Raw genomic sequence first — 21,206 nt, 5'->3', positions numbered from 1 at the left:
CCTGTTTTAGATTAAACCTGCGGGGGAAATCCCCTTTGAAAAAACGAATAGCCGAAAGGGAATAAGTTCTCAATGGTAATATGTGCCTATGATTACATTGTTGGCCACCTTCTGCCAAGTGTTGCATCCGCGCTTAGTTTTTAAGCAGCAATATCTCAAAATACCCCACCGCAGGGCTAATCCATTGGCGGGATTTACGGATCAAACCCGTTGATCGTTGAACCCAGTAATCATTACGCAATTCACTGTTTCCAGCAGGGCCGCCAGTACAATTCTCGCTTAGGTGGTCTACTGTAATCGATTGATTTGCAATGGAAATATTTTCAACCCCCACGTTTCTGATTTCACAACGATACCGCACATTTTGGCTCGTTACATCACCATCCGAAACAATAAAGGAGCGAATTCCGCTTGCTCCGCGACGGTTTTGAACAGCACGAACTGTCATATTTGCGTCTGCAGCAATTATGTCACGGCCAACTCCGCGAGTCCCCACAACAACCCCATTTCTCAAGAAGATCTGAGCATTATCCGACGATTTCCAAACTTCCACAGTCCCCGGATTCGAATCGCGCCGCGTTGCGGCGCGCTGCAAAAAGTCGCTTCCGCCGGATGATTCTGGGTTCACCTGCAGCAAAGGAACATTGATTTTTGCGAAATCTTCCGCCGATACAACGACCTTCTGTGGTGGGCCACCCCGCCGCGATTCAACCACACCTTTTGCAGAGGTCACTAACAGCTGCGTCAGTGTAATTTCCTGACTATCTTCAGAACTACAGGCACTTAAAAGACCCGCTATCAATCCGGCACAAACAACTCGTGATACAAATCTGATCATTCCCAAACTCCTGACCAGTTTCCAACTAATGCATTACGATGACCGGATCGAACCTGCTCATACAAGCGACCCGGAACGTTCAAACGTGCGCCGCCATCCCGACTGAACGGACGGATCGTTGTCGACCGAACCCGCGTATCGGGGCGGCCTAACAACCATTCTGCCGGGATTGTAATCTTTACACCTTTGTCAAAGGATCCAGCCCCGAATTCTTCTGCCGTTGCATCCGTTAGGGTAAAGAACCCACCAAGGCGCCAACCATTCGCAAATTCACGTTCTAACGTGAATGTCGCCCCCACATCCCCTGCAAGGTAGCGACCCACGTCAATCTGCGCGGTATAGCCCCTGTTGAATTCATAATAGGCTGACGCATGTCCTGTCGCGATGCTATAGTCCTGAAAACCCAGAAGATCATCAAAAGCACGCTGTTTCACATAGTTCGCTTCAACACCAAAAGCCAATCTGCTGGATGCTGGTTTCCACAAAGCTTCTGCTGAAACACCCCCGAACATCCGTTCCAAATACCCTGCGGATACCCGTGCATAAATATCCGATCCCGCCTTCCACTGCCGGCTGACGTATAGCTGCGGAATGGATGTGTCTCCACCTTGGTCATATTCAACCGCGTCAGATCGTACATGTGGGAGAAAAGAGTGGTTTTGCCTGAAAATATCAGAGTTATTCCCCACCAAACGGTGCTGAATCTGACCCGCGATTTTCCAGCCAGGTGCTGGCTTGTAGGATAGGTTCAACGCAATACCCGCATCCAGGCGAATAGGTTCATTTGGATCAAAATAGCGCTGTGTCAAATACGGGCCAATTGACCAATTGAACTTGGGAAACAGGGCTTCGTTGCGCGCGCTACCAGCCAAAACCGGATTGGCATCTTCGAAACCAGTAAGCGCCAACAAGGCATCTGGTGAGTTTGGTGAAAACTCCAACGCCTCCAAATCTGAACGACGCAAAATAACAGCAGACTGTGCCAAGTTGTTCACGACAGGCACGATGCGGAACGTCTCTACCGACGCAGGAAGCAAGCGGGCCATAACCCGTGCGACCCGCCCGACGGAAACCGAAGTCGCGCCGTACCGGTCGTTAGAATACCGTACTTCGGTGGTAGAAGCGGTCGTTTTCACTTCAACCAACGTCAGGCCTTCGGCTTCCAACAGCGGAATGATCGCGTCTCGAACTTCGCCCGAGGCCGTCTCTTCCGAAGTAATCCAATCATCATCATACGCGGCCGGATCTGAGCTGCGGCTTGGCCGTACAGAATACGGACGGGGTGCGGGCAAACGAAGGCTGGAAACCGGCCGGTTTGGGTGCAGTTGAATTTGCAAATTCAATCCAACTTCCGAGCCATAAAGGTAATAGCCACCGAGCCGAACACCATCTGAAATCTGATATTCAACACCAAAGTTGAAACGTGATTTTCGATCAATCACATCCAAATTCGTTTCAGTGACATAACCATCAGAACTGTATTCTGCCTTCAGGCCCCACTTGTCATTGATTTGCCATTCAACACCGGCAAATGGGGCCACATCGCCACGAAACCACTGATCAACAGACAGCTCGCCGCCCGTATCACCAGATTGGAATGAAGGACGATCGCTCCCGAATGGCGCACCAATACTGCCAGAACTCCCAAGACGCCCCCAACCCAGACCAACAGTCGCCTTAACTGTACCCGGAAGAAAACCGCCAGAAAAATTCTTTGTGGCCGCAATAAATTCTCCCGCATAAATACCCGTGCCGGCAAAATCCTGAAGCCCCAAGGTAACTGCAGGCAGGTAACGACGTTCGCGATTTAGCAGAAAACGGACATCAAAGCTCCTGTCTCGATACGTGTCAAAACCGGAAATATTTGCGTCCTTGATCCCTGTATAGCGAAAACTGGCCTGAATACGCGGTGTCGCCTGAAAGGTTAGTGTCGTCCTTGTTGTTGCGCCAAACGTTGAAATTCCAACAGCCACTTGCCCATCGGGCAGATGCTCTGCCGAAGGCATATCAATCAACCCTGACGTTCCGTAGAAATTGAGTGTGGGACGGTTTGGCGCGTCAAAAACGCGATCCACATCCTGCGCAAAGCCCAAAGAAGGGGTCAGCGCGGTGGCTCCCCATAGGGCAGCAACAAAAGTGTTTCTCGTAAGATCTCGGATCATTTTCTGCTCTCTGTCCAGAACTTTCTTTGCGGGCACTAATGCACGTGCTGCTGTCTTTGTGCAACACAATCGGGCGCCGCCCTTATATTTCGGGAACCTGCGTGACAAATCTACGCCCAACGTCATGAAACTTCGACTTTGGGGGCAAAGGACTGAAACCCCTCAACCCAACGCCGCACAACCTCTCGCGCCATCTCTTCGTCACTGGCTACAAACGCCTCTCGCAAACTACGCAAGGCGGTTGCGATCTCAATCTGGGACAGCCCGTTCTCATGTGTCATAAAGATTTTCGGATAAACGGTTCCCAACAGATCACTTGATATCGTGAGTTCCTCTGACATCTTTTCACCTGGCCTTAGGCCGGTAATTTCAATTTCGATATCACCCTCAGGGTTGTCCGCATCACGCACATCATATCCGGCGCTTTCAATAACCTGACGTGCCAATTGGAAAATCGGAACCGGTTCACCCATGTCCAGCACAAACACCTCGGCGCCCTTACTGATCGCACAGGCCTGAAGCACCAGTTTGACTGCCTCCTGAACCGTCATGAAATAGCGCTCAACACCTTTGTCGGTCACCGTCAGCGGCCCACCACGGCGCAATTGCTCTTGAAACAAAGGCACTACAGATCCCGAAGACCCCAGAACATTGCCAAAACGAACCATCGAAAAGATCGTCCCCGAGTTATCTTCAAGGCGATAGGCCATGTCCTGAATAACCAGTTCGGCCAGACGTTTCGAAGCCCCCATAACATTGGTAGGTCGCACCGCCTTATCTGACGAAATGAGCATAAACCGCTCCACGCCAGCTTTCGCCGCTTGCTCAGCCAAAGTTTGGGTTCCAAACACGTTGTTCACCAAACCAGTAAGAGGGTTGGCCTCAACCAAGGGAACATGTTTATAAGCCGCCGCGTGAAGGACGACCTTAACCTCATGAGTGGCCAGTAGCTTGCGCACTTGCCGACTATCCGTAACCGAGCCCAAGACAGGGATCAGCTCGATCTCCATGGCCTCATGCTCAATCACACTCCGCAATTCCATGTCGATTTCGTAAAGGGCCAACTCACTCAGCTCAAACAGGATCAACTTGCTTGGCCTGCAATCAATAACCTGACGACACAGCTCTGATCCAATGGAACCACCCGCCCCCGAGATCAAAACAACCTTGCCTTGATAGCTATTTCGCGCCTCGCCTAATACGTGATCCACTTCCTCACGCCCCAAAAAGCTTCTCGCGGATACAGGCGTTAGCTTGTCCACCAGCGCCTCCTCTCCGATCAGCTGTGAGAAAGAGGGCAGCGTCTGCACCTCCAACCCCATCTTTTCCAATCGCCTTGCGATTTGGGCCTGCTTGGGACGGCTCAGCGAAGGAACAGCCAAAAGCACCCTGTCGATTTGATTTTCATCCACAACCTTGGCGATATTCACCGTGGGAAAAACGGGCAACCGTTGCACCCGCAACCCATGAAGCCCCTTGTTATCGTCCACAAATGCCACAGGCTGGATCGTTTCATGCCCCCTTAGCGCCGAAACCATCTGCGAACCCGTTGTTCCTGCACCATAAATCAAAACACGGGTTCGGTCACTGGCGTAACGATACACACCCAAAACGATTTGCAACAGGATTGCCCGACTTGCCACCGCAAAACAGAAAAAGGCGACACCAAAGATCATGTGCAGACCCATTGGCAATTGAAGCCCCGCGATATCAGAAACCACCATAGAGGCGATGATCAAAAAGATCGCGTGCACGGCCGTCAGGCCGACCGACGCGGCCTCATAGGCACTAACCTGTATATCAGCAATTCCGATCCAGATCGAAATGCCAATCGCCGCCATAATCATATACGGAAGAAGCAACATAATGCTGCGGAAATTCTCCCAGATACCGCCACCCATGTCCAAGGCAGCAAAAGCAAACAACATCGCAAAGGGCACCAGCAAAGCATCAATGGCCAGCATGATGTTGCGCTTTTGCGCCTTGTTTAACGATTTGATCCAATTCAGCATAAGCCTGTCCATAATCAAAATTACTGCGCCCGTCATCGGCTGAAAAACCAGCACGAAGCCTTTTAATACAAAGAAACGGCACTCTTTATCTTTATCGGTAACCCTAACCGATTCTTGCTAAAACGCATATCCAAGATATTTTTAGCCCTGTTGCCGCGCTCAACCCCGCCGAAACAGGTTCCCGATCGTCTGGAAAACCAGATCGAAATCATAACAAACATTCTGGTTTCGCTGGTAAATCAGATCCAGCTTCGCCTTACGCGGCACGCAAATGCGGCAATAGACGTCATCGGTGGCCTCCGCAGTCTCACATGCAGACAAAAGCCGCTCTTCATGCTTGTGAAACCGGATCGTCGCCAGCCCCGTTACCCCCGGTCTGGATTTTAGAACCTCGCCATAAATATCTGGAAACCGTTCAACATATTCCCGCAAAGGTGGGCGTGGCCCGACAAAGGACAAATCCCCCTTCAGAATGTTCCATAGCTGGGGAAACTCATCCAACCGCTTTGAACGCAACTTGGCCCCCAACGGCGTAACACGCGACGCCTTATTCGCCCCTGAAACACCTTGATCTTCGTCTACGACAGTCATCGTCCTGAATTTGATAAGGCCAAAAGGTTGCTCAGGGGTTTTCATGCGCTCTGCCACATAGAACAAAGGACGCCCCTGCTTAAGGTAGATATAGGCAACCAAAAACAGAATGATCGGCCCCAATATCAGCACAAGCAGGCTCGCGAAAAACAAATCAAAGATGCGTTTACGCCATGTCATTCAGGTTTCTACCTCACTGTTGTGCAATTGCTCGACCATCCCCTTAGGGGTGCATTCGTTCACTTCAAATGAATAAAACCGCTCAACCCTGCTGGTCTCCAACGCAACCTCAGGAATTGTCTGATCACCAGAGGGCCGCCGCGTCCACGCTAGGCCCGCAGCATCCAACAAATCACCCATAGCGACAACTCCAGGGGCTGCAATATTGATGATCTGCGGCAAATCTTCCGCGAAACAAAGCCGATGAACAACATGCGCTAACGACCGCGCGCCAATGTAGCTGCGCCGTGGCGTTGACCCGTCTGGCAACTCATCCAATGCCATACCCTCTTGCCACCCGCCAAGGATGGCATCAGCCCCAGCAACATTTCCAATTCGCAAAACACAGGTTCGCCCCTGCCCCTGCGCAAGCGCGGCTTGCTCCATCGCCAGTTTGGCGGCGCCATATTCGCTGACAGGAGCAACGTTTGTGTCCTCACTGTGTGGTCCAATTGCCGCGCCATAAACAGCCGCGGATGACGCAACAAAAACCCTAACGCCCTCAGGCGCCGAATTTACCGCCGCCAGCGCAAGCGTTTTATTGAGGTCCATGCTGTCACCACTTGCCCTGCCATGGGCTGGCGTAACACCAGACAAGCAAACAACCGCAGCCACACCCGCCATAGCAGAGGCCAGCTTTTCAGGGTCATTCAGCGGATCAAACTGAAGCATACCCTCCAGCTTTCGCCGACTTTGGCCCTTTAATTGCCCCGCAACAGGCCAGTTTTCCCACAGCATTCGCCCCAAACGCCCCCCAGCACCAAGCAACAGTACCCGAGAATCGTCTTTTGCGTTTGTTGAAATGATTGACCTCATAACAACATGCAGTATCTTGCGTTCAGACAATTTCCAACCCAAACCCGCCGGATAAAAGGTGCGGCAGGCGGGTTAAATAATTTTGAATGAGCGGTGGAAACCATGGGCAAACTAACCAAATACATCCTTTGGACCGTTCTATGCGTCAGCTTAGCAGCTTGCAGCCACCTTCCAAGGGGCGCGGCCATTCAGGCCGAAGTCATCAAAGGCGCAGATGAGCCCGAAGCCGACTTTGCCGTCTACCCCGTATCAAAAGCCTTCTTGCCCAGCGTCGCCGAATGGCCTCGAACCGGTGAACGGCACTATGGTTGGCTGCCTCATAGCCATGGCTCAAACGCTCAGATCATTCGTCCGGGCGATACGCTGAATGTCGTGATCTGGGATAGCGCCGAAAACTCTCTTTTGTTGGCCCCCGGCGAGCGTAATACCAATCTGGCCAATTTACGGGTCTCTGAATCTGGCTCAATCTTTATTCCCTACGTGGGCAAGGTCCGCGTCGCAGAACGAACACCAGACAGCGCGCGCCTGTTGCTACAGCGCCAACTCGAATCCGTTGCCCCCGGTGCGCAGGTCCAGCTAACCATGGCTGAAGGGCGCACAAACTCGATTGATATGGTCAGCGGCGTCAAATCACCCGGGAACCTCAAACTACCCGATCAGGATTTCTCGGTCCTTGCAGCGATTTCAGCGGCTGGTGGCGTGAATGATGCGCTGTCAAATCCGCAGGTTAAATTGATCCGCGGTCACAAAACATATCGCACCTCTCTAAAACGCCTTTTCGATAACCCAAAGCTGGACACACGCCTAAAGGGCGGCGACCGCGTTATCGTTGAAAAAGATCCCCGCTATTTCCTGTCCTTGGGTGCGGCTGACTCGGAAAACCAGTTCGACTTTAACCGCGACAAAATTTCGGCGCTGGACGCTATGTCGATCATCGGCGGCGTCACCGATGCGCGTGCAAACCCCAAAGGCGTGCTGGTTCTACGTGAATACCCTGCATCCGCTCTTACATCCGGCCAGCGCGGACCACGTCAGCAACGTGTGGTGTTCACCATCGATCTAACAACATCAGACGGCCTGTTCTCGGCAAAGAACTTCTACATCAATTCCGGTGACCTTGTTCTAGCCACCGAAAGCCCTGTTTCAAATGTTCGTACCATTGTCGGGCTTATTGGATCGGCCTTCGGCCTCATCAACACCGCCACGAACTAACAAGCCCCTCGTTTAAGAGCTGCTGATTTGCTTGTCTTCGGGCAGCAAAGCATTCATCTCTGCGAGGTGCTCGGGCAGGCATTTCGTCAGGAAATCATACTCCGCGACAACATGCTTGCGCGCAGCTGGTCCCAAATGCGCAAAATCCTCTGGGCGCGCCAACACATCAATCACCTGTTTTGCCAAAGCAGCCGGATCGTGAAAATCAACCAGCATCCCAGTTTCGCCATGTGTCACGGCCTCTCGAACGGGTTCAACGTCAGACGCCACAATGGTGGCCTGCATCGACATGGTTTCCAGCAATGACCAAGACATCACAAAAGGCATCGTCATATAGATGTGGCAACTGCTGACCTGAATGATCTTTTGATAGTGCTCATAGGGGACCTGCCCCAGAAAATGCACACGGCTCCAATCAACCCGGTCACCAACCTCTGCCTCCATCTCGCCGCGCAAACCACCTGGTTTCTTGCTTTTGGCACCATAGGAAACATCATTGCCGCCGATAATCAAAACCCGCGCATTTGGCCGCGCCTCCAGAATATCTGGCAACGCCCGCATAAATTGATGAAACCCGCGCATACGTTCCAGATTGCGGGCCATATAGGTTACAATTTCATCGTCACAAGTGATTGGTTTTTCAATCCGCCCCAGTTTTAGTTCAGCGTTGGGGTCAGGCTTCAACTTGTCCGTCCGGATACCGTCATGGCAGACGTAAATCTTGCTGTGCATTTCAGGAGGAAAACAATCGCGCTGCCATTTTGTAGGGCTTAACGCACGATCAACCGTTGTCAGGTTCAGCGCAGGTACAACATTGCGCGCCTGCAACAGAAACGGCGTATGCTCGTTTACCGGCTCTTCCTTGTCAAAATTCACTGGTCCGCCATGCAAGCGATAGTAATACTCAAAGAACCCGATAATCGGGACATCGGGCCAGATCTGCTTGAAAAAGGTCAGCTCACCCCAGCCCACATGACCAACAATCAAATCGGGCTTAAACCCGTCTTCCCGCTCGATCCGCTGGGCGGCCAACACAGCCCCAAAGCCTGCTCCGCTTGCCTCTTCCCAAACCTTGCTAAGGCCATAGGAATCTTTCGTCGGCGTGCGGTGCGGCCTGTAAACACGCGTTTCGACACCCTCAATTTTCGCTGCATTTTTCCGCTGCGTTAGGAAATATATTTTGTGTTCGCCACGTTCGGCTAACCACTGCACCAACTCACGATATTGACCGGGCATGTTTTGATGAACAAATAGAATATTCATTGGGGCGAAACGCCTTTCTATCTTCTCTAAATCAGGCCAGATAACCCCAATAAAAGGCGTTTTGCAAATCTAACGCCGATCGGGCATTACCCCCGCCCAAGTTGTTTCACAAACCCAACCTATACGCGGTATCATTGGATTAGATTAACGCGCGGCTAGGCACCCATGCATATCCGTTTTCACACAGGATATATGCCTCTCTCAAACCATGCGGCTTGTCTGTTGGTTCTTGCAGGATTGTCGCGCCAGCATCCAGCGCAGCCGCGCAGGCGATTTCGGGGTCGGTATCATACAGCCTAATCTCGATTCCGCCGCCGCGTGGCGGATTTTCAGGCAGCAGCCCCAACAACGGATTCGAATGATATGTGCCGTCTTGATGTAATTGAAACACTTGCCCCCCATAAACCATGATAGCGAAATCTGCCGTCGGTTGATGCGCTTTCATGTCAAAAACAGTCTCTAAAAAGGTAACTTGTGCCGCCACATCCCTCACCAACAGGTTCAGACCTATACCGCGCAGGCTCTCTCCGAACGCCTCCGCGCCGATCTTGTCATAATCCATCAATTCGCCCCCTGCTTGTACATGGTCAAACCCTGTGAAATATTAGGACATGACACAAGCAACATTCCCTACATGGCCCGATGTGGCCGCCGATCTGGTTAATGTCGCCGCAGGCCGCGCGCCCGCCGATATGATCATCACAGGCGGCATCTGGGTAAACGTTCACACCCGCGAAACACTGGCCGATCATGACATCGCAATTGTGCGTGGGCGCATCGCATTTGTTGGCCCCTCTGCCGACCACTGCAAAGGCCCAGACACCCAAATCATAAAGGCCAATGGCCGCTATATGATGCCCGGCCTGTGTGACGGCCACATGCATATCGAAAGCGGCATGCTCACCCCTGCTGAATTTGCCCGCGCCGTGATCCCCCATGGCACCACCAGCATGTTCACCGACCCCCATGAGATCGCCAATGTGCTGGGCCTAGAGGGCGTGCGCATGATGCATGATGAGGCCCTGCTGCAACCCATCAACATCTTCACCCAAATGCCCTCTTGCGCGCCCAGCGCGCCGGGGATGGAAACCACAGGGTTTGAAATCACCGCCGAGGATGTGAGCGAAGCCATGAATTGGCCCGGCATCATTGGCTTGGGCGAGATGATGAACTTTCCCGGTGTCAGCAACGCCGACCCCCAGATGCTGGCCGAGATCGCCGCAACCCAACGTGCAGGCAAAACCGTTGGCGGGCACTATGCCTCACCCGATCTAGGCCACCCTTTCGCCGCCTATGTTGCTGGCGGCCCCGCCGATGATCACGAGGGCACCTGCGAGGCAGACGCCATCGCCCGCATGCGCCAAGGGATGCGTTCCATGATCCGCCTTGGCTCGGCTTGGTATGATGTCGAAAGCCAGATCACCGCGATCACCGAACGCGGTCTTGATCCGCGCAACATGATCCTGTGCACCGATGATTGCCACTCTGGCACGCTGGTGAACGATGGCCATATGAACCGCGCCGTGCGCCACGCGATTGACTGCGGCTGCGATCCGCTGATCGCGATCCAGATGGCCACGATCAACACGGCGACCCACTTTGGGTTGGAACGCGATATCGGCTCGCTCACCCCTGGTCGGCGGGCAGATGTGATCCTGACATCGGACCTGTCCACCCTGCCCATCGAAACCGTCATCGCCCGCGGGCAGATCGTGGCGCAGGATGGGGAATGCCTTGTTGATTGTCCGCATTACAACTGGCCCACCCATGCACGCCAAACCGTCAACATGGCCCGCGACCTTAGCGATGCGGATTTCACCATCACCGCCCCCGCTGGCGCCAATGCCGTGACCGCGAATGTCATCGGCGTTGTGGAAAATCAGGCCCCCACCCGCGCGCTCCAGTTCGAACTGCCCGTGACCGAAGGCCGCGTGACCTCCCACGGGGACGTCTGCCAGATCGCGCTGGTCGAACGCCACCGCGCCACGGGTGGGGTCGTCAACGCGCTGGTGTCAGGCTTTGGCTATACAGGGAACATGGCCATGGCCTCGACCGTGGCGCATGACAGCCACCATATGATTGTCGTCGGCACCGATGGGGAAAACATGGCCCTCGCCGCGAACCACCTCAAGCAGCTTGGCGGCGGCATCACAGTGTTCAAAGACGGCGCGCCGCTGGCCACCATCGACCTGCCCATCGCGGGCCTCATGTCCGACAGCCCCGCCTCCGAGGTTGCCGCTAAAACCGATGCGCTGATGCAAGCCATGCGCGATTGCGGCTGCACCCTGAACAACGCCTATATGCAGCATTCACTGCTGGCACTGGTTGTGATCCCAGAGCTGCGGATTTCCGATCTAGGCCTCGTCGATGTGCGCAGCTTTGAATTTGTGGATGTGATCGTAACATGAAGATCTTTGCCCAGACCCTATCCTCCCTCTTGCCCAGCGGCATCACCCTTGCCCCCGAACTGGTCGAAACCTTTGACTGGCTCGAGGATCAAGGCTGGCACCACATCAACGATACAGGCACCCCCGCGGATCACTGGCTAGCCGTTCATCCAACCGAAATGCTGGGCCACCCCGTTGCCAGCTACCTTGCGTTTGGTGGCACCGATTTGGGCTATACCGGTCATTGGAGCGTACCTGACCCCGCCATCGACAACCGCATCGCCCAAATCGGCGAAACATCGGGTGACGGCGGGCGGCTGGCGATCTGGCTCGACGAGGTTGGCAAACAGCATTTTGTTCACATCGGACACGACAGCCTTGGCTTGATCACCGACGATCCACTGATCCTGCTACAGTTCCTCGCCATGGGCTACCCCGAGGTCGGCTCCCTACAAAACACCAACGTAACCCCCATCCAAGCAACATTGGACCATCACGGCGCGACATCGCTGGATGATTTCGGCCCCGATGACCAACCCGTCATGCCGACCGCCTTGCAGGGGTTTCTCAAACAACGCTTTGGCCTCGATATGCCGCGCACAGCGCGTGATCTGGGGATCGCTAACTTCCCTGAATATTCCGACACAGAAACCAATGATCCCTTTGCAAAATGGATTGCATCCGTAACCCCGCAACCCACCGAAGCAGACCTCGCTTACGAGCTTGAACTCATGCGCACGGTCGAAGCCCTTAACATTAACGACGATGACAGCTCTGACGCTATCATGGATAAAATCGGCACCCTATTTGCCCCGAAAAATTGAAACGGAGACATATGACGCAGGACGAGACACGCACACCGAACACCCCAAAGCCCCAAGCCTTCACCGACGCCACCGAGGCCGTCGACCGCCTGACCCAGCTTTATACGCAGGCCGTCGAATTCTTGCGGGAACAGTTCACCAACGCGATGAGCAAATCGCAGCCCACGTCCCGCATTCGCGCTTTTTATCCCGAAATCCGTTTTACCACCTCATCCTATGCGCAGGTCGATACCCGCCTCAGCTTTGGCCATGTCTCGGGGCCCGGCACATATGCCACGACGGTCACGCGACCAGACCTGTTTCGAAACTACCTCATCCAACAAATCGGCCTGCTGATCGAAAACCACGGGCAGCCCGTGATCATCGGCCCGTCCGACACGCCAATTCCCGTGCATTTCGCCATGGGCAGCGATACTGGCGTCACCGTCCCCCAAGAAGGCGCCGCCAGCTTTACCCTGCGCGACATCTTTGATGTGCCTGACCTCAGCACCACAAACGATGACATCGTGAACGGCACCTATAAACCCGTTGACGGCGTTGCCGCCCTTGCCCCTTTCACCGCCCAGCGCGTTGATTATTCGCTGGCGCGGCTGGCCCATTACACCGCCACCGATGCCGATCACTTTCAGTGCCACGTCCTGTTCACAAACTACCAGTTCTACGTGACCGAGTTTGAGGAATACGCCCGCGCCATGCTGCGCGACAAAAACAGCGGCTATACCTCCTTTGTCTCGACCGGCAATCAAGAGATCACAGACGGCGACACCCCAATTCCCCCCGTGGCCAAGCTGCCCCAGATGCCGACCTATCACCTCAAACGCGCAGATGGCTCTGGCATCACGCTGGTGAACATCGGGGTTGGCCCCTCCAACGCCAAAACCGCGACCGATCACATCGCCGTGCTGCGCCCCCACGCATGGATGATGGTGGGCCACTGTGCAGGTCTGCGCAACACGCAGGCCTTGGGTGACTTTGTCCTTGCCCACGCCTACCTGCGCGAAGACCACGTGCTGGATGATGACCTGCCCGTTTGGGTGCCCATCCCCGCCTTGGCCGAAATCCAGATCGCCCTAGAAGATGCCGTGGCCCAAGTGACCGAGCTGAAAGGGTATGAGCTGAAACGCATCATGCGCACAGGCACCGTCGCCACCATTGATAACCGCAACTGGGAATTGCGCGACCAATCGGGCCCTGTGCAGCGCCTTAGCCAATCCCGCGCCATCGCACTGGATATGGAAAGCGCGACAATCGCCGCCAACGGCTATCGCTTCCGCGTCCCCTATGGCACGCTCCTTTGTGTTTCCGACAAACCCCTGCACGGCGAATTAAAGCTGCCTGGCATGGCCTCAGATTTCTATAAAACCCAAGTTTCGCGCCATTTGATGATCGGAATCCGCGCCATGGAACAGCTGCGTGGCATGCCTTTGGAACGGATTCACAGTCGGAAATTGCGCTCTTTTGACGAAACAGCGTTCCTATAATCCCTTTACATGCGGAAAATTTGCAAAAAACCCGATATTTCTTAGGAAATTGGCCCACAATTCGTTGTGTTTGCTCATAACATACCGTTACATTCCGCCCATGAGGCCCAATATTCGGGCAGCCGAGGAGAATTAACATGGCAACAAAACCAATGACTAAAACACAACTCGTCGCCGCATTGGCAGACGAAATGGGCAGCGACAAAAAAGCAGCCGGCGCAGCACTCGAAGCAGTATGCGCACTGATCACCAAAGAAGTATCCGGCGGTGGTGCTGTTACTCTCCCAGGTGTTGGCAAAATCTATTGCCGTGAACGCCCAGAGCGCATGGTGCGTAACCCTGCAACTGGCGAACAGTTCAAAAAAGAAGCGGACAAGGTTGTGAAAATGACCATCGCCAAAGCGCTGAAAGACAGCGTAAACGGCTAAGACCAGTTTTTAACTGACAGTCTTTGAAAGGGTCATCCATCGGGGTGGCCCTTTTTTTACGCAAGCTCGGTCAAACCACGATATTGCCGGTTGCAAGTCCCCCCCTTCTGCCAGATGTTCCAAAACAAATAGCAGAGTGGTTGAGATCTTATGGACTTACGCGCAATCGGCCTTGGCCTCATCTTTGCATTGATCTGGTCGTCTGCCTTTACCTCGGCCCGTATCATCGTCGCAGATGCCACCCCTCTTGCCGCGCTCTCTCTCAGATATCTTGTGTCTGGCGTTATTGGCGTTTCGATCGCCCGCGCCTTGGGCCAAAGCTGGCACCTTACCCGTTCGCAATGGCGCGCGACCATCAGCTTTGGCATTTTGCAAAACGCCATCTACCTCGGCCTGTTCTTTGTCGCCATGCAAACAATCGAGGCCTCCCTCGCCGCGATCATCGCCTCCACCATGCCACTGATGGTGGGACTGGCCGCTTGGATGTTTATGGGCGACAGGCTCAGCCCTTTGGGGGTCGTTGGGCTTCTTGCTGGTGTGGTCGGTGTTGCCCTGATCATGGGCACGCGGATCAACCAAGGCGTTGATATCGTCGGCGTTGGAATCTGCTTTATCGGAGTATTGGCGCTTACCATTGCTACGCTCACCGTGCGCGGCGCCTCTTCTGGTGGGAATTTGCTGATGGTGGTCGGGTTGCAAATGCTGGTGGGCTGCGCGGCTCTGGTCATCGCAACCCTGCTGTTTGAAACGCCCCACATCAATTTCACTTGGCCGCTGATTACCGCCTTTATCTATACCTGCCTTGTGCCAGGTCTGCTGGCGACATGGGTCTGGTTCACCCTCGTTGGCCGTATCGGCGCCACACGCGCAGCAGCCTTCCACTTTCTCAACCCCTTCTTCGGCGTGGCCATTGCTGCGGTTCTGCTGGGTGAATCCCTAGGCCCGCGTGATCTTATCGGCGTTGCGATCATCGCCGCAGGCATCCTTGCTGTGCAAATTTCGCGGCAGCGCTCGGCCTAAATCGCGCATAAGACGCCGCTGACTATCATCTTGCATGGTTTTGTTTACCTATGGACCTCCCCCCAAGATGCGGGCAACCAACCGCAAAGCTTTATGAAAAGCGAAATCCTGATCCCCCAGCCCTAACACCGGATATTTCAGGTAATGGCCCGCGCTAGGCTACAGCGTTACGCACCCGTTGATTTTCCGCCAAAATACCCCATCTATAGGCCCTAGCATCTCGCAAAGGAGACCCCCTTGACCGGATATACCAAAAACCCCGACGTCATCGCGACCCTCTCACCAGAAGAGTTCTACGTCACCCAAGAAAGCGGCACAGAACGCCCCGGCACGGGCAAACTCTTGGCGAATAAAGAACCCGGCATCTACGTCGATATCGTATCCGGCGAGCCCCTTTTTGCATCCACCGACAAATACGAAAGCGGCTGCGGCTGGCCCAGCTTTACCAAAGCAATCGAACCCGCCCACGTCCAAGAGCTCAGCGATACGACCCTCGGCATGGTCCGCACCGAAGTGCGCAGCACCCATGGCGACAGCCACCTCGGCCACGTGTTCCCCGATGGCCCGCCAGACCGCGGCGGCCTGCGTTATTGCATCAACTCCGCCTCCCTGCGCTTTGTCCACCGCGACGATATGCAGGCCGAAGGCTATGGCGACTACATCAACCAAGTAGAGGACATCACATGAGCACTGAGCGCGCCGTACTGGCAGGAGGATGTTTCTGGGGTATGCAGGACCTGATCCGCAAACGCAAAGGTGTGGTGGATACCCGCGTTGGCTATTCTGGTGGCGACGTGCCGAATGCCACCTACCGCAACCACGGCACCCACGCCGAAGCGATTGAGGTCACCTTTGACCCTGCTCTGCTGTCTTATCGTGACCTTCTCGAACTCTTCTTCCAAATCCACGATCCGACCACCATCAATCGCCAAGGCAACGACATGGGGATGAGCTATCGCTCGGCGATCTACTATGAGGATGACGCGCAAAAAGCCGTCGCACTAGACACCATCGCCGATATCGAAGCCTCTGGCATTTGGCCCGGTAAGGTCGTGACCGAAGTGGAACCCGTCAGCGATTTCTGGGAGGCAGAGCCCGAGCATCAAGACTACCTTGAGCGTATCCCGAACGGGTACACCTGCCATTTCCCGCGCCCCGATTGGGTGCTGCCCAAACGCTAAAGAACGCAGGCTATCCGCCTTGGTGGATAGCCTACCCTAGCTGGCCACCCGTGGACGGCCAGAGGCCTCAACAGTGATTTCCGCCTCCACAAACACGTCTCTGGATTCCACATGGGCCGTGCGCACATCCTGCGTGACAGATATCTGAATATCCTCAGCCCCCGCCGCTTGCGCAGCACTCAGGGCGCGCTTGCGCAGCACCGTTTCCAGACTGGCCAGCGCCTCATCCTCATTCCCGAAATCTTGCGGCCCTTCAGTCAGGTGAACCCGAAACTTGCCTTCGCTAGGCGACGTAACCGTGCCCACCTCACGCATGGTGACACGGCCCACCACCGCGCCAATCGCATTCGCAACGCCTGCATGCTCCGGCAGGATCATCTCACACCCCAGCCGCGTTCCCACCGCAGGGTAATACGTCCCCGCCGAGGCCCCCAAGCCGATCACAGGCACCGCCAATCCCGTTTCAAGGCGCACCAACTCACTATGCCCGCCCAGCCCGCGCTGCATCAAAACATGCCGCGCCAACACATCAGGCTCCAGCCCGTAACCCACCTCTTCTTCGGCAAAAGCAGTCTCTAACAAGGCCAAAGCGGTCTGCTGTTCCAACTGATCCACAATGATCTTTGCCATCATCGCAGGGTCATTGGCCAACCGATCCCCCGATCCAGTCCGCCTGCGCCCGAATAGGGTCAGCGCCTTTTCCGCCGCCTCTGCATCCCACGCCTCGGCAGTTCCCAAAACATGGCTCGCATCCGAAGGCGTCACCCCCGCCACCTGCACCAAACCGCGTTCGATCAAACGCTTTAACGCGCCATGCTCGATCCGCGAGCGTAACACATCGCCCAACGGATGAACCGCATCGCCGATCCGGTCCAGCAAGGCCTGCTCGCGCGTGCCGATCCCCTCCATCGTTTGCCCCGCAACCGCGCGCACAAACCGCCCGTCATGTTCACTGGGAAGCGTGCTGCGCAGCTGGGAATCTAGCGCCCTGTGCACCACCTCGGGCGCATCCACCGCCACCAGTGAAATCGGCAGCACCCGCCGTGGGCCCAACACGACACCGCCATGCAACCCTTCGGTCAGAAAATGCACCTCGCTGTCGCCGCCTAAGCCTGTGGTGCGCATGGCTACGGCCTCGACCATGGTGCGATACGGACCCACCCGCGCACCCGCAGGATCAATCGCTGGACGCCCGTCCTTTAGCAGCGCCACATCCGTTGTCGTCCCGCCAATATCAGACACCAGCGCCAGATCAGCACCCGTCATCCACCGCGCCCCGACAATCGACGCGGCAGGGCCGCTCAGGATCGTCTCAATCGGCCGCTCTCGGGCCTGCGCGCTGGAAATCAGCGCCCCGTCACCGCGCACCACCATCAGCGGCGCAGTCACGCCCAGATCGCTCAGCGTATCTTCGGCGCGCCCAATCAAGCGATCAATCATCCCGATCAACCGCGCATTCAGCACCGCCGTCATCGCGCGCTTTGGCCCGTTCAGCTTGGCCGACAACTGATGCGAAGCCGACACAGGCCGCCCTGTTATCTCGGCCACCAATGCCATCGCGCGCAACTCATGCGCTGGGTTGCGCGTGGCGAATTGCGAGGCAACAGCAAACCCGCCAACACCCGCCCCATGCGCGGCCAAAAACGCGCGCAAACCGTTCTCATCCAGCGGCGCGGCCTCGCCGCCTGCGTGGTTATGCCCCCCGTCCAGCACAACCGACGGATCACCCTTTAGCGCATCCAGCAGCCCATGCTTTTCCAGATCGCTTTCCCTGAACCCGATATAGATCAGCGCCACGCGCCCGCCCTGCCCCTCGACCAAGGCATTGGTCGCCAGCGTGGTGGACAATGACGCCAGCGCAATATCCCCCGCCGCGATCCCCGATTGCGCCAGCACCGCCTGAACAGCACCGCCAACCCCGATCGCCAAATCCTGCCGCGTGGTGAGCGCCTTGGCGCTGGCGATGACGTCCCGCTCATCCCGAATGATCACCGCATCCGTATAAGTCCCGCCTGTATCAACGCCCAAAAGCAAAGCCATAGCGCCCTCCGTAATTCTGTTTGGAATTTCCTACCCGATTACCCGCGCAAAACCTGCCTGTTAGCGTCACAGATGCGCCAGTTGCGCCACCGCCCAACGCGCGGCATCCGCCACGGTTGCATCTTCGTCCTCGCACAAAGACTGCGCAACCGCGCGCAGCGACACATCCCCCGAATTCCCGATGGCATAAAGAACATTGCGCGTGAACCTGTCCCGCCCGATCCGTTTGATCGGCGATCCCGAAAACCGCGTGCGGAATGTCGGATCATCCAGAACCGCCAGCTCGGCCAAGGTGCCCCCCGCGCTGCCGTGATACCGCATATCACTCGCCGCGACGGCGAATTTATTCCATGGACAGGCCGCCAGACAATCATCGCAACCATAAATGCGGTTCCCCAAGGCGGGGCGCATCTCTTCGTCGATGGGGCCTTTGTATTCGATCGTCAGATAGGAAATGCACCGCCGCCCATCCAGCTGATAAGGCGCGGGAAAGGCATCTGTCGGGCAGACTTCCTGACAGGCCGTGCAGCTGCCACACCGATCCACCTCAGGTGCATCGGGTTCCAGCTCAAGAGTCGTAAAAACAGAGCCTAAAAAGGCCCAATTGCCCCAATCTCGGCTGACGATATTGGTGTGTTTCCCCTGCCAGCCCAGCCCTGCCGCCTGCGCCAATGCCTTTTCTGGCACAGGGGCCGTATCGACAAATACCTTTACCTGACACTCTTCCTGTTCGATCAACCACCGCGCCAATCGTTTCAGCCGCTTTTTCACGATGTCATGATAATCGCGCCCTTTGGCATAGACGGAAACCGCCCCTAGATCGGGTCGTTCCAGTATCTCTAACGGATCATGTTCTGGCGCATAGCTTTCGGCCAACATAATAACCGATCGCGCCTCGGGCCACAGCGCGGATGGGTCCGCGCGCCACGTGACACGCTCCTCCATCCACCCCATTTGCCCATGATAGCCAGCCGCCAAAAACGCATCCAACCGCGCAGGCACCTCAGGCACCGCTGTCGGCTTGCAAATGCGACAGGCGACAAACCCCTCTTCCAACGCCTTAGCAACCAAGCGCGCCTTCAGGTCCATCGCTCAGATACCCCCTGAAACGGAGTCAAAAATCCAGATCATTGTAATGCTTGGGCGGCGTAAATCCTGGCACTTGATCGGCGAGAATGGATCGAAACGCAGGGCGCGATTTGATCTTGGCGTACCAGTCCTTCACCTCGGGGCAGCTGTTCCAATCCACGTCCGAGATGTAATCCAACGATGACAAATGCGCCGCCGCTGCGAAATCCGCCAACGTCATGGAATCGCCCGCCAGCCAACGACGATGATCCAGCAACCACGTCATATACCCCAAATGAAACTTGATCGCGCGCGCCCCCGCTTTGACATTCTTACTGTCAGGGTAACCCGCCTTCATCATCTTTTTGTTCACCCGCTCATAGAGCAGCTTGCTTGTCACCTCGTGATGGAATTTGTCATCAAACCAACTGACCAAGCGGCGCACCTCCAACCGCTGCGCAGGGTCCGAGGGCAGCAAAGACGGCTCGGGCCGCGTCTCTTCGATGTATTCGCAAATCGCCGCACTCTCGGACATCATGATGCCATCCAACCGCAGCACAGGCACTTTGCCAGCAGGGTTACGGCGCAGAAAATCGGGGTCTTGCTCCCAATATTTCTCCTCGACTAGCTCACACTCGATCTTCTTTTCCGCAAGGCTCAACCGGATTTTACGACAAAAGGGTGATAGAGAAACGTGAAACAAGCGGGCCATGACAATTCCGAATTGGGAGTACCCAACCTAAATGCCCTGAGACGCACAGAAATTCAACTCTCGAAACAATCAGCGCGCCCGTCCGCCTTGATCGTCGCCGCCCCCGAGCGGATTTGCGCCGCCCGTTTCTTTAGGGCAGCCGTCGGGCGCGATGCGCTGCGCCGTTTCGGCGATGGCAACACCGCCGCCAGTTGCGAGGCCTGCCGCGCGGTCAAATCCTCTGGCCCAATCCCGAAATAATGGCGCGCCGCCGCCTCAACGCCAAACACACCCTCATCAAACTCGGCCACGTTCAGGTATACTTCCAAAATCCGCCGCTTGGGCCAAACGGCCTCGACCAAGGGCGTGATGCCCGCCTCTAACGCTTTGCGCACCCACGTGCGCCCGTGCCACAGATACACGTTCTTGACCGTCTGCTGGCTGATCGTCGATGCCCCACGGTTCGACCCCTGCGCAATCGCCGATCTGATCGCCTTCACATCGAAACCCCAGTGGTCGCAGAAATTGGCATCCTCCGCCGCAACAGCCGCCCGCGCCATCACGGGCGCAATCTCTTCCAACGGAACCCATTCCTGATCCACCCCGCCCAATCGGCGCGATTCACCAAACATATAGGCCGTGGAGGGCGGGTTCACGACACTGCCCAGCAGGACCGCGCCAACAACAACAAGGAATGAAATCGCAACCACCCGCCAAACAAACCGACGCAGCCGCTGTCGCAAGGATCGGCGCGCAGGCTCCTTCGACACAACCTTCGTCTTTGACGCAGGTTTCGCCTTTGGCTTTGCCTTGGTTTTGGTGGAACGTTTTGCCATGCGATAGCTATAAACGCGGTTGCTCACTTTGTGAACTTTTCAATCCACAACTATGACTTGCGTGTTTAAAATCGCACTCTTTCAAACGGCCCGCCTCAGGGCCGCAAACAAACGCCAGCGAAAGGGCACACCTTCCG

General features: G+C 55.7%; 19 protein-coding genes. 8 read left to right on the top strand and 11 right to left on the bottom strand.

Annotated features, from left to right (window positions below; translation table 11 throughout):
* Positions 1-133: 133 nt before the first annotated feature.
* From Z948_RS0108410 to Z948_RS0108390, 5 genes are all read right to left on the bottom strand, one after another.
* A complete protein-coding gene (locus Z948_RS0108410) occupies positions 134-838 on the bottom strand; it encodes a YjbF family lipoprotein (protein WP_025059123.1) in 705 nt (234 codons plus the stop codon).
* The gene (locus Z948_RS0108405; RefSeq protein ID WP_052033044.1) at positions 835-3,000 is read right to left on the bottom strand and encodes a YjbH domain-containing protein; all 2,166 of its coding nucleotides are present in this window, start codon (positions 2,998-3,000) and stop codon (positions 835-837) included. The genes Z948_RS0108410 and Z948_RS0108405 overlap by 4 nt, the downstream gene beginning before the upstream one ends.
* Positions 3,001-3,122: 122 nt before the next feature.
* Positions 3,123-5,012, bottom strand: coding sequence for a polysaccharide biosynthesis protein (locus tag Z948_RS0108400; protein WP_025059121.1), 1,890 nt, complete (start codon positions 5,010-5,012; stop codon positions 3,123-3,125).
* Positions 5,013-5,171: 159 nt separating this feature from the next.
* Positions 5,172-5,783 carry a sugar transferase gene (locus Z948_RS0108395; RefSeq protein ID WP_025059120.1) on the bottom strand — a complete coding sequence of 204 codons (612 nt, stop codon included), beginning with the start codon at positions 5,781-5,783 and terminating at the stop codon, positions 5,172-5,174.
* A complete protein-coding gene (locus Z948_RS0108390) occupies positions 5,784-6,638 on the bottom strand; it encodes an NAD-dependent epimerase/dehydratase family protein (protein WP_025059119.1) in 855 nt (284 codons plus the stop codon). It lies immediately after the preceding gene.
* 102 nt (positions 6,639-6,740) lie between these two features.
* Here Z948_RS0108390 and Z948_RS0108385 point away from each other — a divergent pair, with 102 nt between their 5' ends.
* Positions 6,741-7,850, top strand: a complete 1,110-nt coding sequence (locus tag Z948_RS0108385; RefSeq protein WP_025059118.1) for a polysaccharide biosynthesis/export family protein — start codon at positions 6,741-6,743, stop codon at positions 7,848-7,850.
* A 12-nt stretch (positions 7,851-7,862) separates the two neighbouring features.
* On the opposite strand, the gene Z948_RS0108380 is transcribed toward Z948_RS0108385, so the two are convergent.
* Positions 7,863-9,113: a glycosyltransferase family 4 protein gene (locus tag Z948_RS0108380; protein WP_025059117.1), complete on the bottom strand. Its 1,251-nt coding sequence runs from the start codon at positions 9,111-9,113 to the stop codon at positions 7,863-7,865.
* A 139-nt stretch (positions 9,114-9,252) separates the two neighbouring features.
* A complete protein-coding gene (locus tag Z948_RS0108375; RefSeq protein ID WP_025059116.1) occupies positions 9,253-9,675 on the bottom strand; it encodes a VOC family protein in 423 nt (140 codons plus the stop codon).
* A 49-nt stretch (positions 9,676-9,724) separates the two neighbouring features.
* Here Z948_RS0108375 and ade point away from each other — a divergent pair, with 49 nt between their 5' ends.
* The 7 genes from ade (at position 9,725) to msrA (ending at position 16,434) form a co-directional block, all read left to right on the top strand.
* Positions 9,725-11,521: an adenine deaminase gene (gene ade, locus Z948_RS0108370; RefSeq protein ID WP_025059115.1), complete on the top strand. Its 1,797-nt coding sequence runs from the start codon at positions 9,725-9,727 to the stop codon at positions 11,519-11,521.
* Positions 11,518-12,324, top strand: coding sequence for a hypothetical protein (locus tag Z948_RS0108365; protein WP_025059114.1), 807 nt, complete (start codon positions 11,518-11,520; stop codon positions 12,322-12,324). The genes ade and Z948_RS0108365 overlap by 4 nt, the downstream gene beginning before the upstream one ends.
* An 11-nt stretch (positions 12,325-12,335) precedes the next feature.
* Positions 12,336-13,805 carry an AMP nucleosidase gene (locus tag Z948_RS0108360; RefSeq protein ID WP_025059113.1) on the top strand — a complete coding sequence of 490 codons (1,470 nt, stop codon included), beginning with the start codon at positions 12,336-12,338 and terminating at the stop codon, positions 13,803-13,805.
* Between the two features lie 152 nt (positions 13,806-13,957).
* A complete protein-coding gene (locus Z948_RS0108355; protein WP_037951511.1) occupies positions 13,958-14,233 on the top strand; it encodes an HU family DNA-binding protein in 276 nt (91 codons plus the stop codon).
* A 150-nt stretch (positions 14,234-14,383) separates the two neighbouring features.
* Positions 14,384-15,253, top strand: coding sequence for a DMT family transporter (locus tag Z948_RS0108350; RefSeq protein WP_025059111.1), 870 nt, complete (start codon positions 14,384-14,386; stop codon positions 15,251-15,253).
* A 237-nt stretch (positions 15,254-15,490) separates the two neighbouring features.
* Positions 15,491-15,940 carry a peptide-methionine (R)-S-oxide reductase MsrB gene (msrB, locus tag Z948_RS0108345; RefSeq protein ID WP_025059110.1) on the top strand — a complete coding sequence of 150 codons (450 nt, stop codon included), beginning with the start codon at positions 15,491-15,493 and terminating at the stop codon, positions 15,938-15,940.
* Positions 15,937-16,434 (top strand): peptide-methionine (S)-S-oxide reductase MsrA, encoded by a 498-nt coding sequence (gene msrA, locus Z948_RS17945; protein ID WP_037951405.1) that lies wholly within the window; start codon positions 15,937-15,939, stop codon positions 16,432-16,434. Before msrB ends, msrA begins: the two co-directional genes overlap by 4 nt.
* Positions 16,435-16,470: 36 nt before the next feature.
* Here the strand turns inward: msrA and Z948_RS0108335 are convergent, their stop codons facing one another.
* The 4 genes from Z948_RS0108335 to mtgA all read right to left on the bottom strand — a co-directional run bounded on the left by Z948_RS0108335 (position 16,471) and on the right by mtgA (position 21,069).
* Positions 16,471-18,474: a hydantoinase/oxoprolinase N-terminal domain-containing protein gene (locus tag Z948_RS0108335; protein WP_025059109.1), complete on the bottom strand. Its 2,004-nt coding sequence runs from the start codon at positions 18,472-18,474 to the stop codon at positions 16,471-16,473.
* 66 nt (positions 18,475-18,540) lie between these two features.
* The gene (gene queG / locus Z948_RS0108330) at positions 18,541-19,563 is read right to left on the bottom strand and encodes a tRNA epoxyqueuosine(34) reductase QueG (RefSeq protein WP_025059108.1); all 1,023 of its coding nucleotides are present in this window, start codon (positions 19,561-19,563) and stop codon (positions 18,541-18,543) included.
* A gap of 25 nt (positions 19,564-19,588) precedes the next feature.
* Positions 19,589-20,254 (bottom strand): FtsZ-binding protein FzlA, encoded by a 666-nt coding sequence (fzlA, locus tag Z948_RS0108325; protein ID WP_025059107.1) that lies wholly within the window; start codon positions 20,252-20,254, stop codon positions 19,589-19,591.
* A 53-nt stretch (positions 20,255-20,307) separates the two neighbouring features.
* On the bottom strand, positions 20,308-21,069 hold the full coding sequence (gene mtgA / locus Z948_RS0108320) for a monofunctional biosynthetic peptidoglycan transglycosylase (RefSeq protein ID WP_025059106.1): 762 nt from the start codon (positions 21,067-21,069) through the stop codon (positions 20,308-20,310).
* Positions 21,070-21,206: the final 137 nt, after the last annotated feature.

The sequence above is a fragment of the Sulfitobacter donghicola DSW-25 = KCTC 12864 = JCM 14565 genome (genome assembly GCF_000622405.1).
GTDB lineage: Bacteria > Pseudomonadota > Alphaproteobacteria > Rhodobacterales > Rhodobacteraceae > Sulfitobacter > Sulfitobacter donghicola.
The sequence above is the reverse complement of the archived record's forward strand: the minus strand, read 5'-3'. Positions and strand labels throughout refer to the sequence as shown.

Bases quoted from the DNA above. Each gene is read 5' to 3' on its own strand.
- Z948_RS0108410 (WP_025059123.1), bottom strand. From the start codon at position 838: ATGATCAGATTTGTATCACGAGTTGTTTGTGCCGGATTGATAGCGGGT.
- Z948_RS0108405 (WP_052033044.1), bottom strand. From the start codon at position 3,000: ATGATCCGAGATCTTACGAGAAACACTTTTGTTGCTGCCCTATGGGGA.
- Z948_RS0108400 (WP_025059121.1), bottom strand. From the start codon at position 5,012: ATGCTGAATTGGATCAAATCGTTAAACAAGGCGCAAAAGCGCAACATC.
- Z948_RS0108395 (WP_025059120.1), bottom strand. From the start codon at position 5,783: ATGACATGGCGTAAACGCATCTTTGATTTGTTTTTCGCGAGCCTGCTT.
- Z948_RS0108390 (WP_025059119.1), bottom strand. From the start codon at position 6,638: ATGAGGTCAATCATTTCAACAAACGCAAAAGACGATTCTCGGGTACTG.
- Z948_RS0108385 (WP_025059118.1), top strand. From the start codon at position 6,741: ATGGGCAAACTAACCAAATACATCCTTTGGACCGTTCTATGCGTCAGC.
- Z948_RS0108380 (WP_025059117.1), bottom strand. From the start codon at position 9,113: ATGAATATTCTATTTGTTCATCAAAACATGCCCGGTCAATATCGTGAG.
- Z948_RS0108375 (WP_025059116.1), bottom strand. From the start codon at position 9,675: ATGGATTATGACAAGATCGGCGCGGAGGCGTTCGGAGAGAGCCTGCGC.
- ade (WP_025059115.1), top strand. From the start codon at position 9,725: ATGACACAAGCAACATTCCCTACATGGCCCGATGTGGCCGCCGATCTG.
- Z948_RS0108365 (WP_025059114.1), top strand. From the start codon at position 11,518: ATGAAGATCTTTGCCCAGACCCTATCCTCCCTCTTGCCCAGCGGCATC.
- Z948_RS0108360 (WP_025059113.1), top strand. From the start codon at position 12,336: ATGACGCAGGACGAGACACGCACACCGAACACCCCAAAGCCCCAAGCC.
- Z948_RS0108355 (WP_037951511.1), top strand. From the start codon at position 13,958: ATGACTAAAACACAACTCGTCGCCGCATTGGCAGACGAAATGGGCAGC.
- Z948_RS0108350 (WP_025059111.1), top strand. From the start codon at position 14,384: ATGGACTTACGCGCAATCGGCCTTGGCCTCATCTTTGCATTGATCTGG.
- msrA (WP_037951405.1), top strand. From the start codon at position 15,937: ATGAGCACTGAGCGCGCCGTACTGGCAGGAGGATGTTTCTGGGGTATG.
- Z948_RS0108335 (WP_025059109.1), bottom strand. From the start codon at position 18,474: ATGGCTTTGCTTTTGGGCGTTGATACAGGCGGGACTTATACGGATGCG.
- queG (WP_025059108.1), bottom strand. From the start codon at position 19,563: ATGGACCTGAAGGCGCGCTTGGTTGCTAAGGCGTTGGAAGAGGGGTTT.
- fzlA (WP_025059107.1), bottom strand. From the start codon at position 20,254: ATGGCCCGCTTGTTTCACGTTTCTCTATCACCCTTTTGTCGTAAAATC.
- mtgA (WP_025059106.1), bottom strand. From the start codon at position 21,069: ATGGCAAAACGTTCCACCAAAACCAAGGCAAAGCCAAAGGCGAAACCT.